Source organism: Enterococcus sp. DIV0970a, from assembly GCF_051711265.1.
Classification (GTDB): domain Bacteria; phylum Bacillota; class Bacilli; order Lactobacillales; family Enterococcaceae; genus Enterococcus_D; species Enterococcus_D casseliflavus.
On record NZ_JBIOMF010000001.1, the window covers coordinates 1,777,882 to 1,791,319 of the forward strand.

Annotated in this window: 12 protein-coding genes, 1 other RNA gene and 1 pseudogene; 2 read left to right on the plus strand and 12 right to left on the minus strand. The window is 42.4% G+C overall.

Annotated elements, in window-relative coordinates:
- Positions 1 to 2,643: an alanine--tRNA ligase gene (gene alaS / locus IGK14_RS08550; RefSeq protein WP_010748381.1), complete on the minus strand. Its 2,643-nt coding sequence runs from the start codon at positions 2,641 to 2,643 to the stop codon at positions 1 to 3.
- A 351-nt stretch (positions 2,644 to 2,994) separates the two neighbouring features.
- Complete coding sequence (locus IGK14_RS08555; protein ID WP_005226132.1) at positions 2,995 to 4,047, minus strand: DUF7278 family profilin-like fold-containing protein; 1,053 nt, start codon at positions 4,045 to 4,047, stop codon at positions 2,995 to 2,997.
- Between the two features lie 70 nt (positions 4,048 to 4,117).
- On the opposite strand from IGK14_RS08555, the gene IGK14_RS08560 reads away from it, so the two are divergent.
- On the plus strand, positions 4,118 to 4,561 hold the full coding sequence (locus IGK14_RS08560) for a GNAT family N-acetyltransferase (RefSeq protein ID WP_010748382.1): 444 nt from the start codon (positions 4,118 to 4,120) through the stop codon (positions 4,559 to 4,561).
- 31 nt (positions 4,562 to 4,592) lie between these two features.
- Here the strand turns inward: IGK14_RS08560 and IGK14_RS08565 are convergent, their stop codons facing one another.
- The gene (locus IGK14_RS08565; protein ID WP_438712049.1) at positions 4,593 to 5,939 is read right to left on the minus strand and encodes a DEAD/DEAH box helicase; all 1,347 of its coding nucleotides are present in this window, start codon (positions 5,937 to 5,939) and stop codon (positions 4,593 to 4,595) included.
- Between the two features lie 58 nt (positions 5,940 to 5,997).
- Positions 5,998 to 7,160, minus strand: a pseudogene (locus tag IGK14_RS08570) (VanZ family protein).
- Positions 7,161 to 7,253: 93 nt separating this feature from the next.
- Between IGK14_RS08570 and IGK14_RS08575 the strand changes: the two are divergent.
- Positions 7,254 to 7,580, plus strand: a complete 327-nt coding sequence (locus IGK14_RS08575; RefSeq protein ID WP_438712051.1) for a hypothetical protein — start codon at positions 7,254 to 7,256, stop codon at positions 7,578 to 7,580.
- A gap of 156 nt (positions 7,581 to 7,736) precedes the next feature.
- On the opposite strand, the gene IGK14_RS08580 is transcribed toward IGK14_RS08575, so the two are convergent.
- From IGK14_RS08580 to IGK14_RS08615, 8 genes are all read right to left on the minus strand, one after another.
- Complete coding sequence (locus IGK14_RS08580) at positions 7,737 to 7,970, minus strand: hypothetical protein (RefSeq protein WP_010748385.1); 234 nt, start codon at positions 7,968 to 7,970, stop codon at positions 7,737 to 7,739.
- On the minus strand, positions 7,967 to 8,347 hold the full coding sequence (locus IGK14_RS08585) for a hypothetical protein (protein WP_005226138.1): 381 nt from the start codon (positions 8,345 to 8,347) through the stop codon (positions 7,967 to 7,969). The genes IGK14_RS08580 and IGK14_RS08585 overlap by 4 nt, the downstream gene beginning before the upstream one ends.
- 83 nt (positions 8,348 to 8,430) lie before the next feature.
- Positions 8,431 to 9,090 carry an HD domain-containing protein gene (locus IGK14_RS08590; RefSeq protein WP_010748387.1) on the minus strand — a complete coding sequence of 220 codons (660 nt, stop codon included), beginning with the start codon at positions 9,088 to 9,090 and terminating at the stop codon, positions 8,431 to 8,433.
- A 146-nt stretch (positions 9,091 to 9,236) separates the two neighbouring features.
- On the minus strand, positions 9,237 to 10,751 hold the full coding sequence (locus IGK14_RS08595) for a carboxypeptidase M32 (RefSeq protein ID WP_010748388.1): 1,515 nt from the start codon (positions 10,749 to 10,751) through the stop codon (positions 9,237 to 9,239).
- Positions 10,748 to 11,911 carry a THUMP domain-containing class I SAM-dependent RNA methyltransferase gene (locus tag IGK14_RS08600; protein ID WP_010748389.1) on the minus strand — a complete coding sequence of 388 codons (1,164 nt, stop codon included), beginning with the start codon at positions 11,909 to 11,911 and terminating at the stop codon, positions 10,748 to 10,750. Before IGK14_RS08600 ends, IGK14_RS08595 begins: the two co-directional genes overlap by 4 nt.
- 66 nt (positions 11,912 to 11,977) lie before the next feature.
- Positions 11,978 to 12,343, minus strand: an RNA gene (rnpB, locus tag IGK14_RS08605) — RNase P RNA component class B.
- Positions 12,344 to 12,367: 24 nt separating this feature from the next.
- Positions 12,368 to 12,778, minus strand: coding sequence for a cell division regulator GpsB (gene gpsB, locus IGK14_RS08610; RefSeq protein WP_005226142.1), 411 nt, complete (start codon positions 12,776 to 12,778; stop codon positions 12,368 to 12,370).
- A gap of 71 nt (positions 12,779 to 12,849) precedes the next feature.
- On the minus strand, positions 12,850 to 13,395 hold the full coding sequence (locus IGK14_RS08615) for a DUF1273 domain-containing protein (protein WP_010748390.1): 546 nt from the start codon (positions 13,393 to 13,395) through the stop codon (positions 12,850 to 12,852).
- Positions 13,396 to 13,438 lie beyond the last annotated feature (43 nt).

Consider the following 13,438-nt stretch of genomic DNA (forward strand, 5'->3'; position numbering starts at 1 on the left):
TTACTTGGCAGCTAACCACGCTGCTGCTGTCTCAAGTGCTGCTGCGATTCCTTCTGGATTCTTCCCGCCGGCTTGTGCCATATCAGGACGGCCGCCACCGCCGCCGCCAACTTTAGGTGCGATCTCTTTGATCAAATCGCCCGCTTTCAATCCTTTTTCGTTGGATGCTTTGTTCATGGCAGCTAAAAGATTCACTTTGCCATCATTCGCGGTAGCTAACACTAAAATATCAGAATGGTCTTTTTGTTTCCATTGGTCAGCTAGTTGACGTAATTGGTTCATGTCCTTTACAGTCACTTTTGCTGTGATCAGACGCAGACCATTTACTTCTTTGACATCTTTGAAAACATCCCCTGCTTGCTGGTTTGCTAACTTGCTGGCAAGAGCTTCGTTTTCTTTTTGCAATTCACGCAGCTGCGCTTGCAGTTGTTCTGTTTTGGCAACGACTTCTTTTAATTGGGCGGATTTAACGATCCCTGCAATTGCTTTTAATTGCGCTTCTTCTTCATGCAATAACGTATAAGCTTCTTGACTAGTCACTGCTTCGATCCGACGAACACCAGCACCGATCCCTGATTCAGAAACGATTTTGAAAATACCGATATCCTCCGTATTTGCTACATGGGTTCCCCCACATAATTCGATCGACCAATCGGCAACATTGACGACGCGAACGTCATGCCCATATTTTTCACCAAAGAGTGCCATCGCTCCCATGCCTTTTGCGGTATCGATATCCGTTTCGATCGTCACAACAGGAAGAGCTTCCCAAATTTTCTGGTTGACGATTTGTTCCATTTGGCTCAGCTCTTCGCTGGTCACTTGCCCAAAATGACTAAAGTCAAAGCGCAAATGTCCTGGAGCAACTAATGAACCTGCTTGGTTCGCATGGCTGCCTAATACTTCTTTTAAGGCTTTATGCAATAAGTGAGTCGCCGTATGATTTTTAATGATCTTATTGCGACGATGCTGATCCACTTGTAAGAAATAGTTCACGCCTTCTTTTAGTGGCGCTTTGATTGTAGCAGTATGCAAGAACTGACCGTTCGGTGCTTTTTTGACATCCGTCACTTCCGCTACGATCGTACCATCTTCTGCTACGATCGTGCCTGTGTCCGCAACTTGTCCACCCATTTCTGCGTAGAATGGTGTTTCGGCAAAAATCAGTTTTGCTTCACCTGTCGAAACAGAATCATGTAACGCTTCGTCTTGGATGATCACTAATAATTCGCTGTTTGCTTCAAGTGAATCATAGCCAACGAAACGGCTGTCTACTTTGATATCTGTCAATAAAGCGGATTGTACGCCCATCGAAAGCTCTGTTTGTCGAGCCGCACGAGCGCGGGCACGTTGTGCATCCATTTCTTGTTCAAACCCTTGGTGGTCCACTTTCAACCCTTCGTCTTCCGCCACTTCTTCTGTCAATTCAACTGGGAAGCCGTAAGTGTCATACAATTTGAAAATATCTTGACCAGCTAACGTATCTTGACCGTCTGCTTTTACTTGGGCGATCACTTGATTTAAAATATCTAACCCTTCATTGATCGTTTCATGGAAACGTTCTTCCTCGTTGCGGATCACTTTCTCAATAAATTCTTGCTGCTCTAGTACTTCAGGATAGTAGCTTTCCATGATCTCGCCAACGATCGGTACTAATTTGTATAAGAAGGCAGTATCGATCCCTAATTTTTTCCCATGCATGACTGCACGACGTAATAAACGACGTAAAACATAGCCACGGCCTTCATTTGAAGGAAGTGCCCCATCGCCGATCGCAAAAGAAAGCGCGCGGATATGGTCTGCAATCACTTTAAAGGAGATATCTGTCGTTTTGCTGTCGCCGTAGTTCACACGACCGCTTAAATCTGCCACTGCATTGATGATCGGCAGAAACAAGTCTGTTTCAAAATTGGTAGGTGCATTTTGAACGATGGAAACCATTCGTTCCAGCCCCATCCCCGTATCAATGTTTTTATGTGGTAATGGTTCATAGGAGCCATCTGGTTGATGATTGAATTCTGAAAAGACCAGATTCCAGATTTCCAAATAGCGTTCATTTTCGCCACCAGGATAGTTTTCGGGATCATCTTCCGCTACGTCATTAAACTCAGGACCACGGTCATAGAAAATCTCTGAATCCGGTCCACAAGGTCCTGCACCGATGTCCCAAAAGTTGTCTTCAATCTCAACGATATGCTCTGGTGGTAAGCCGACTTCTTCTGCCCAAATCCGTTTTGCTTCTGTGTCTTTTGGATAAACCGTGACATATAATTTGTCTGGATCAAAAGCCATCCATTCTGGTGAGGTCAAAAACTCCCATGCCCAATGGATCGCCTCATTTTTGAAGTAATCGCCGATTGAAAAGTTGCCTAGCATTTCAAACATCGTATGATGTCTTGCTGTTTTCCCAACGTTTTCAATGTCGTTAGTCCGAATCGATTTTTGCGCATTGGTAATTCTTGGGTTTTCAGGAACAACACTGCCATCAAAATATTTTTTTAGCGTTGCTACCCCTGAATTGATCCATAATAGGGTTGGATCGTTGACTGGAACAAGGGACGCACTCGGCTCGATGGAATGACCTTTTGATTGAAAGAAGTCCAAAAACATTTGGCGTACTTCTGCACTGGATAATTGTTTCACGTTATTCTCCTACTTTCTTCTGTGTTCGCTTAAGATACAGGGGCTGACAAAATTGCTGGTAAGGCGCTCTTATGCCTGTAAAGTCATTTTGACGATAAAAAAACACCATTGCAGAGCAAGGACGTCGATACGCGGTACCACCTTGCTTGCAATGATGTGACTCATTACCTCTTAGACTCGTTAACGCGGAGTGGACGGCAACATTTCTGCTGCAGTTGAGCACCAAAGGGAGCAATCCGTCCGAATTCATGTTTTTCTCTCAGCAGTGAAAAACTTTCTGTAATGAATCATCAAACCGACCATATCCTTCGTCATTCAAAGTATAAGGAAATGTTTCGAAAAAGTCAATCCTCAAATCCGTTCTTTGTTGATCAGAATCGCTTTGCGGTAACGATAGCTCTGGGGAGAAAGCTTTTGATCTGGCTGCAGCATTTTCCGTGAACGGTAATAACTGGCATATGGCAAGGCATCGAATAAAGGATGCCCACAAATCTGCCAGTTCTCCATTTTTAAAGACAAGCCATCTGTCAGCTCCCACGCATCCGCAAGCCCATAGGTGCAGCCAAATAAATTCGGTTCAAGCAATTCAGCGGTTGACAAAGAGACACCATCGTCGCAGGACTTTTCATTGCCCCAGCGAAAAAGTCGCCGAGTCGCAGCACCGCAAACGTATTCCCATTGATCCTCTGATAGCAGCTGAAAGCCTTGTTTGTCTAACTGCTGTTTCAATTCTGTTTGACTGACGGATTCGTGGGTAAATAACTGATAGGTTTCCGATAACGGCTCGAGTGCAGCAAAATAGCGATTCTCTTCGTGATAAAAAGCGGGTAATTCCCAACGCAAGCTTTCCTCAAAGGACGCTGGTGCTGTGAATTGTGCCTTTAGCTCTTTTTCGAAAACACTGAATTGATCGACTAACCCGTGAAACTCCCCAGTGATCGTATTTAACTGCCCGATATACCTTGCGCCAGCAGGCAGAGAACTTTTTTGGACTAGCATAGGATCAATCACAGCTTTGCGCAAAGGGCTCGTAGACTCATTGACAAAAATCCCCCAATCCTGGCTGGTTTCTAACTCATAGATTGTTTCCAGCTGGCGAATGATCTCGTTGGGTGGTGACTGCCAATTTTTACTCCAGCAAGTAGCTGGTAATCCTTGCACACCGAGATCCCAACCTAAGATCGCCTCAGAGTTCCCTGGTATAAAGACAAAGTCTTCGCCATCGATCGTTAATTCAAAGGTAGCACATTTCAACCCTGCATACGTCAACTGACTAAAATGGACATCGGTGATCTCCTTTAAAGGACTGACAAAATACATTAAAATTTGCTGGATCAGCTGTTCTTTGATTTCAAAGGACAGTGTCTTCCAATTTGACCATTGTAACGCCTCAAAAAAATCCACGTCATTTCTCCTCTCATCTGCTACAATTACTATATAACGAGTATACCACGAAAAAGGAGGAAAACGACTGATGCTTTATTTTGGACGCAGTCCGTGGATGCTACAAGCGGTTTTCGCCCTGCGGCAAGCCGTTTTTGTGGAAGAACAGCACATTCCTATAGATTGGGAATTTGATGAAAAAGACCAAACTTGCCCATACTATCTTTGGCTAGATGGAAACGCACCGATCGCTACCAGCAGATATCAATTCTCTACGCCAAACACCCTGCAACCTGATCGCTTTTGCGTAGCCAAGGCCTATCGGCACCAAGGATACGGCACCAAATTATTGCATTATCTCGAAATGCGTGGTATCCAAGAGGGTGCCCTCCAATCAGTGTTATCCGCAGAGATCGACGCTTGTGCGTTTTATGAATCCTGTGGGTATCAAAAAACATCTGAACCCTATGCTGAAGATGGCGTATTGTGTGTAGAAATGACCAAACAATTAAAAACAGCAGTCAAGGAAGAGTAGTTCTCTTCCTTGACTGCTGTTTTGGTAAGCATTAGCTATTCGAATTTTTCTTGTTTTTGCGGGCAGTTCGAGTCGTTTGACGACGTTCGATCTTCCGTTTTTCTTTGTTCTTCTTATCAACGGCCCATTGAATTTTTTTCTTGTAGCCAGGCTTGATTTTTTTCTTCTTTTTCTTGACTAAGCCAATCAAGGTTGGGTCTAATTCGTCACGAGATTTTTCCCGCTTTTGCCGACGATTCCGATCGTAAGTCGCAACGATCTCGCCATTTTTGATTTCCTTCGGTTGGAAAACAACCCCTAGATCTTCGATGGCTTGGATTGCCCCTTCATCGCTTGGATCATATAAAGTGATCGCGGTCCCATCCATTTGGTTTCGACCGGTCCGACCAACACGGTGGATAAAGAAGTCTAAATCAGCTGGAATCTCAGCATTGATGACATGAGAAACCCCTTCAATATCAATTCCTCGCGCAGCTAAATCTGTTGAGACAACATATTGGTAGTCCAAATTTTGCACTTGGCGCATGATCCGTTTTCTTTCACGAGGACTGATGTCACCGTGGATCTTCGCTACTTTTAAGCCTTGTTCCTTTAAGTAATCCGTAATTTCATCCACACGGCTCTTCGTGTTGGCAAAAACGATGGCAAGATAGGGATGGCCTGTAGTCAATAATTGGTAGATCAATTTATTGGTATTTTTTCCTTTGGTAGAAATCAACCAATACTCGATCGTATCAGAGATGACTGCTTTCGATTTGATTTCTTCGATCAATGGATTGGCCATGTATTTTTTCAAGAATGGGCGCAATTTCTCTGGAATCGTTGCGGAGAAAACCAGCATTTGTAGTTTCTCAGGCAAACGCCCCGCAATTTGATCGACTTCTTCTAAAAAGCCCATATCCAAGGTCATGTCTGCTTCATCCACGACAAATACATTGGCAGTGTGAACCCCTAACGCTTGTTCGTTGATCATATCCAAGATACGACCAGGTGTCCCAATCACGACATGGGGCTGTTGGTTTTGCAGACGGCTTAATTGACGTTGCTTATCCGTTCCTCCGACGAAATTTGACACTCGAATTTCAGGATCATGAAATCCGCCGATTTGTTTTGCGGCGTGATAGATTTGCGTGGCTAATTCACGACTCGGTGCAGTGATCACTACTTGCACTTCATCTTTTTCGGCATCGATTTTATCCATCAACGGCAGTAAAAATGTGTGGGTCTTACCACTTCCGGTCTGTGATTGCCCTACAACACTGCGTCCTTTTTGGATAACAGGTATCAGTTTTTCTTGCACTTCTGTTGGTTTAGAGAACTTTTTATCAGCAAGTGCTTCATAAATAAATGGTTGAAATTTAAATGACTCAAAAGACATTCAAACACCTTCTTTCTTTTAGCATCCTTTGGATTATAGCATATGTTGCCTTGTTTTCCTAACTTTCTTTTGTAATCGATTGAGGATCGATCGTACTGATAGTATACGTTGCACTGCGGCGCTCATAGAAAAAGCGACTTTATTTTTTTATTGCTGCGCACAAGAGATTCAAGTAAAAACCAAACTGGATCAACCCAAAAATAACTACCATCAACAAACTAACGACTAAAAGCAGCATATTATCCGACTCAAGAAACGGAGCGAAGAAGATATTGACCCGACTGATGCTGGCATAAATCAGATAAAACAAGCCATAGCGTTTCAATAACGCCCCCAAGCTGACACGCTCACGGCCTTCTTGCATGATTTTGATTCGTACGAGTTTTTTTCCAATCGTTTGTCCTTTGGCAAGGTAAGCCAACAACACAAAGTACAGCAACACTTCAAGAGCAAAGTACCAATAGTCCCCACTAAAGTCCCGTACCGTCTGTTGAGTGAGCAAACGAACAGCGATCACCACAAGGAAACTGATCACATTCAGTATTCCCCAGTCGATCAACCAAGCAAACACCCTTCGTGTCACAGTCACCCGAGTGCCTTTGGCGTAAGAATCGGCATCCATCTCTTCCCTTGATGGCAATAAGAACGTAAAAAGTGGGGCGATCGTCCAGCCCACAAGCCCTCCAACTGTATTGACAAAGAGATCATTGACATCGAATAAGCGATACGGACGAGGATAAATAAAATATAGGCCCGTCAACTGCGTTAATTCAAAAAACAACGTCAGGCAAAACGTAATAACGAGTGTTTTTAAAAAGGAACATTTGAAGTAATAACGCAAATAGACCCCAAATGGTAAGGTCAACAATAAATTAAAGAGTGGCTCAAGAAAGACCCCCTGCTTCATAGCGGGAAGATAGGTTTGCGGATCGTGAATGTTTAAGACGGTCTGTTGGACAAAATGTTGCCACGATGAACCTAACTGCAATTCCATCTTAGGACCAGTCATCTGTGCTACCTCTTCGATCGAGGGCAATGGTAGGATAACTAAGAAATAGGCGCACAATAAATAGAAGACAAATGAATACAGAACCAGTGCGCGTGACAAGATAAAACGACCGTATTTTCGATATTGGATAACAAAAAAATCATTGATATCGCCAATGCTAGGAAAGGAAAAACCAGCAAGGCAACCTTTATTGGGGTAATATAAGCGGACATAAAGAACTCCTTCACGTTTTCTTTTTATCTTACACGCTATTTCCCAAAACGTAAATTTTGGAGTATCATAAAAGAAAAGGAGGTTAAAAAACCATGTTAAATCCCTATTTTGCCTTTGGCGTACCGGCATTCCTTTTGGTTTTATATGCAGCTTTTGCTCTTTTTCGCCGGTCTTCCGATATTCCCTATCTAGGCTTCGTCCTTTTCATCATTGCTGGTTTTCTGACAGGATTTAGTTTACAAGTCATTCAACAAGCCATCAATGAAGTGGAGAAAACATCTCTTGAACACGTGCAAGAAACCCACCTTTACTCGCCTTATTTATTAGCGATTCCATTGATTGTGGGCATTCTTTTACTGATTGTCAACTTGATTCGCGGCTATTTAAAAGTCAAAAACGTTCGTCTGCTGACAAAATAAAAACAACTTACCTAGAAATACGAATTGATCCTGCTCCTCTTGACGGGAAATGAGATCGCTTCGTATTTTTTTGGTAAGCTGCCTAGATTGCTAGACCCGTTCTAAAGATCCATCCGCCACTTTCGTAGTAAAACAGTTTATCAACTAAAAAAAGGTTTATTCGTCGGCTAGTTCTTCATCCAGGTCTGTCTCTGAGGTATCAGCAAAAGACTCTTTCACATCATCATTGACTTGCTCCAATAAATATTGCCAGTCACTATTCGACACAACCACCACATCGATATTCTTTTCTTCATCGATCAGCTCGAGATTTGAAACATCCTCTCCTAACTGCTGGAATAGGTCGATCAATGTTTGGTCTTGTAGCGTTACGTATTCAGTCCGTTTCATCCTTCTTCCCCCCATGAGTCAAAAAATTCATAAAACAAGATATCGAAACTAGTAAGATCGGTCATCTTTTGTAAAGTAGATAGATCTAAACGAATAAACGCTTTTTCCACTAATAAATAATGGTTTTCTTCCAGCGCTTCTTCGATAAATGGTAAAATCTCTTCTTCATCCCCTAATGTTTCACTAGAGATTTGGTCGATTTGATCAAACAAGCGATCATCTTGCAACAAAAAGAATTGATCGTCGTAAAGATAGACTGCGATTTGATATTGCCGGATGGGTAGCTCAGCCCGAATGACAAAAAAGCATTCCCCTGAATTGGAAATCGCTGGCAATAGTTCATTCGGTTGTAATGCCTGTTGGTAGTACATTTCCATCCCTCCTTTGTACTTATTATTATAAAGAACAATGGAGGAAAAAGGAAATAATCGAATTTCAGTTTAAAAAACTCTAAACAAAGTTAAACATCCCATTCTGCATAGAATTCTTCTAAAAAATCCTTCATGAAAGCCACACGTCGTTGGGCTTCTTTTTTGCCATACGCCGTGGTCATCTTTTCAGGAAGTAAAAATAGTTTCTCATAAAAATGATTGATCACCGTCGTCCCTTTTCGGTAATCTTCATGATTTTGAAACGTCTTTGGGGCTAAGTCACTGACATGGATCGGGTGTTGATGACTGCCACCAAAATAACTCGTCCGTAAAATACCGATCGCACCTAAAGCATCGAGACGATCTGCATCACGAACGACGCGGCCTTCTACTGAGACAACTTGCGCGCCTTGCAAAAGTTCTTTTGAAAAAGACAGATTCTCGATAATAGAAAAAATTTCTTTCGTTTGTGCTTCACTGGCTCCCGCTGTGGTCAAACAAGCTCGCACTTCATTAGACGCCGCTGTGACATCCGCCACAACTTTGTCATCCACCGTATCATGGAGATAGGCTGCCGCCTGTACGACAAAGCAATCAACTGCCAATTCGTCGGCATCAATGATGGCTTGACTTAACCCAGCCACTCGTTTGACATGATCAAACCCATGTCCTGTGTAATCATTCCCCAGAATACTTTCGGCATAAGCAATTACTTTGCTAAGATCGGCAACATTGTTTTCTTCCTTCATTTTTTTCCTTCTTTCGATATGAAAGCAGCTAGCCTTCTTTTTTCGATGGTGATTGATACAAAAGGAAAAGAAGTTCAACAAGACGAGCACCCCATGAAATAATTGGGGCGGTAACGTCTTGCGAAGCTTCTTTCCACTCGTTACTTTTAAGCGAAATCTTGCGTCTCGCTGATTTTATAGACACTAAAATAGATCTTGCGTAAATAGTCTAATAGATATTGAGGATTCAATAATTCATCCGTTGCATCTAAAATCAATTCATTTGGTTTCTTGGATGCGCCATATTGATGAATATTTTCAGTCAGCCATTTACGAATCGGTGAATAATCATCCGAAGCCAACACTTCATCGACATTGATTTCTTTTTCCATAGCGTGGAGTAATTGCGCTGCATACATATATCCTAGAGCATAGGATGGGAAATACCCGAAGCTTGAACCAGACCAATGAACGTCTTGTAAGATCCCTTCCAGGTCATTTTCTGGACGAATCCCTAAATATTCCTCGTATTTGTCATTCCAGATTTTTGGCAGTTCATCGATCGATACGGTTTCGTTAAAGATCATTTTTTCGATCTCGTAACGAATAATGATATGGATGACATATGTCAGACTATCGGCTTCAATACGGATCAAGCTAGCTTTTGAATGCTTCAAGGAGTCATAGAAAGTGTCAAAAGACACATCATCGAACGTGCCTTCCGCACATTCTTGGAAAAATGGGTATTGCTTTGCCCAGAAATTGCGGTTGCTGCCGATAATGATTTCATTAAACAGCGATTGGGATTCGTGGATTCCCATGGACGCCCCTTCATGAACAGGCGTGCCTTCGTATTTCTCATCGATGTTTTGCTCGTACATCCCGTGACCAGCTTCATGAATCACACCGAACAGTCCCATCGAAAAGTCAGTTTCGCTCCAGCGTGTGGTCAACCGTACATCATTGTGGTTGATCCCCGTAGCAAATGGGTGGACCGTATTATCCAAACGGCCGCGAGAAAAGTCATAGCCTAAGTCGGCGATCACTTTTGAGATAAATTTACGTTGTTGCGCTTCGGTCATCTTACGTGAAAGGATCGAAGTATCTGGCGCTGTTCCTTTTTCAGCCAATTGACGACGAATATCCATGATACCGTCTCTCACTTGTGAGAATACGTTATCCAAGATCTCAACCGTCATATTCGGCTCGTATTGGTTTAACAAGACGTCATAGTTCGTCAGCTCATTTTTCTTCCAATAAGGAATCAATTCTTTCGTCAAGCGAATGTTTTCAGAAAGAGCGTCTTTAAATAAAGAAAAATCTTTTTCTTTACGGGCTTTGAGCCAAGCAGTATGTGCTTTTGACGTAGCTGCGGAAGCCGCCATCGCCAACTCATTGGGTACATCTTTTTGCAATTCATATTCTTCTTTGACTAATTGATACGCAGCTTTCCCTACTTCTGATAATTCATCTGGGTGTTTCCTGAAATAGCTGATCGCTTCTTGGATTGGTTCCCCCACTTTTTTATCAAAGTATAGACCATATAAATAGCTGTCAACTTCCGCACGGTAATCACTGGCTTTTTCTGGCATCCCTGTTTGATTATCCCAGCCTAAGATCCCCATTGCTTGTTGTAATAGATCGATTTCTTTTAATTCTTTCAGAAATTCTTGTTCTTTCATTCAGCAGACTCCTTTTTGCGTGGCGGACGTTGTCCCCAGTATTGGAAGAGATCGGTACGAATCGCACCGTTGTATAATTTGCGTTTTTTTGTCGCTTTTTCGCCGTAATGGGTCTCAAAAGTCAAGTCACTGGTCAAAAAGTACTTGCTCCAGGTTTTAAGCGGCCGAAACACTTGGCCCATTTCCTGATACAGTCGCTGAACGGACGCTTCTTCTCCTAAGCGTTCGCCATAAGGAGGGTTAGCCACAACGACACCATACTCTTTTTCTGTTTTAAAGTCTTTAACGGCTTGTTGTTTGAAGGTGATCGAGTCTCCTAGACCGATTTCTTCCGCATTTCTGCGGGCGATCTCAATCATTCGACCATTGATATCCGAACCGGTAATATCTAATTCGACATCATAATCTGCTGCTTCATCTGCTTCTTTCCGTACTTTTTCAAATACTTCTGCTGGGAACCAATCCCACGTTTCGCAAACAAATTCCCGATTAAAGCCAGGGGCGATATTGTGACCGATCAACGCTGCTTCAATACACAACGTGCCTGATCCACAAACAGGATCGACAAACGGCTTGTCTTTGTACCAATTTGTCAGCATCACTAAAGCCGCAGCCATGTTTTCTTTCAGCGGCGCGCCTCCTTTTTCTAAACGATAGCCACGTTTAAACAAACTAGGGCCAGTCGTATCCAATGTGATCATCGCATGGTCTTTCAATAAAGCGACTTCTAATTGGAAAAAAGCGCCCGTTTCAGTCAGCGGCACACTTGCTGGACGATGGTATACTTCTCTTAAACGATTGACGATTGCTTTTTTGGTAATTGCTTGACAATCAGGTACACTATACAATTTTGATTTGATTGATTTTCCAGCTACTGGAAATTCAGCGTCTAAAGGTAAAAAGTCTTCCCACGGTAACGCTTTAACTTCTTCAAACAGCTGATCGAAAGTCAATACGTCAAATTCCCCGACGACGATTTTGATACGGTCCGCTGTACGGAGCCACAAGTTCGCGGTAGCAATGGTCTCCATCGTCCCTTTAAAACGCGCTCGGCCGTTTTCAACCTCACACTCGATCCCTAAATCCCGTAATTCTTTGCCCACTAGTGCTTCTAAACCGCTCGCAGCGGTGGCAATACAATTAAATGTTTTTTCAGTCATAACGCTCTCCTTCTTGGTATAAAAAAACCTTCCGTTGCTGGAAGGATTCCCTGATAGGTTGTGATTTTCTATAAGCCATGTTTTGTCCGTATTTTCCTCAGGGAGAAGAAAACACTGGGTAATTATCTATCTGCAATTACTTGCCTTCTTGCTCCGTTCATTTCCGTGCAAAAAGTGCCCCTACCATTGTTTGGGTTGCTCGCTCGAGGGGTTTACCGCGTTCCACCAAGACGGTTTCCCGCCTTGCTTCGTCACTGTGGCACTTTCAAGGATACTTTGGCATAGCTTACACCTTAGCCATTTTTCCTGCCGTTACTTTCTCAAGTACCCTAGCTTATGGTTTCGCTAGGCACGAACACTACAAGCATCTCAGCTTGTGCGAGCATGGACTTTCCTCAGCATAATCGAGTTATGCCGCAATTACCCGAAAACCACAACTATCTTTTCTACATTAGATTAGAATTGACGGGTTTTTTCGTTGTCATCTTCAAAATCAGCATTTGTATAGTTGCTGTTGTAGGAAGAAGAACGAGTGACAGGTTCTGATTCACGATCAAGCTTTTTGCCAAACACTTCTTTTTCAAGATTAGACAAACGTTTCAAAATATCAAAGTTTGTAACGGTTTGGCTTTTCGGCGCTTCTTGTTGAACACGAGATGCGATCGCTTGGTTTTTCGACAATTGATCGATTTTCGCTGTCAGACGGTCATTTTCTTCTTGCAGGGCTAAGATCTCTTTATTGTAGCTTTCGTAGTCTTTAATGATATTATCTAAAAACTCGTCCACTTCAACTGGATCATACCCGCGCATTTTTGTTTTGAATTCTTGTTGCAGAATATCTTTTGGACTATAAATTAAATTTGCCATTATTTACACCTCATTGTTTATTCCAAATGGTTTTCACTTTCTAGACCATTCTATCAAAAAATATACGAAAATCAAAGTAAATTACTATCAAATATTGCGTTTTGTAGGTCATCCATTGTTATTTGATGAATAAAGTAGGGATTTTGCTCACTATAAGCTTTGGCATCTCTTAAGAAATAATTAGGTTTTCCTGGAAATTCGTCATCATATAACACAAGTGCGCCTTCGGTATGCTCCAGTAAAAATGCCGTGTGATTTCTTAATTGACTGGGGTCTTGGTAAGGCTTATGGCTGGTGGAATTGACATAATCGGCAAATGACTTCGCTGTTTGCAGTGCCTGCTGATTTGTTTCGTTCCAATTTTCACCAAACCCTTCAAAAGGAAAAATAATTCCTAGTTTCAGTTCTGGGTATGTTTGTTTTAATTGTTCAACGGCTTCGGCACACCACAGCTCCGCGCCAAGATTCCCGCTGATCAAGAGCCATTCTAACCCTTCTTCGACATAATTGGTCAAAGTCGACATTATTACTTTCTTAATAACTGCAATCTTGGGATCTTTTGCTTGAAATACACCTAATTCATAATTACGATAGCCAGTAAAGTATAAGGTTTTCATTGTTTCTCTGGTCATCTCTTTTCTTTCCAAACGACTTTTTGGT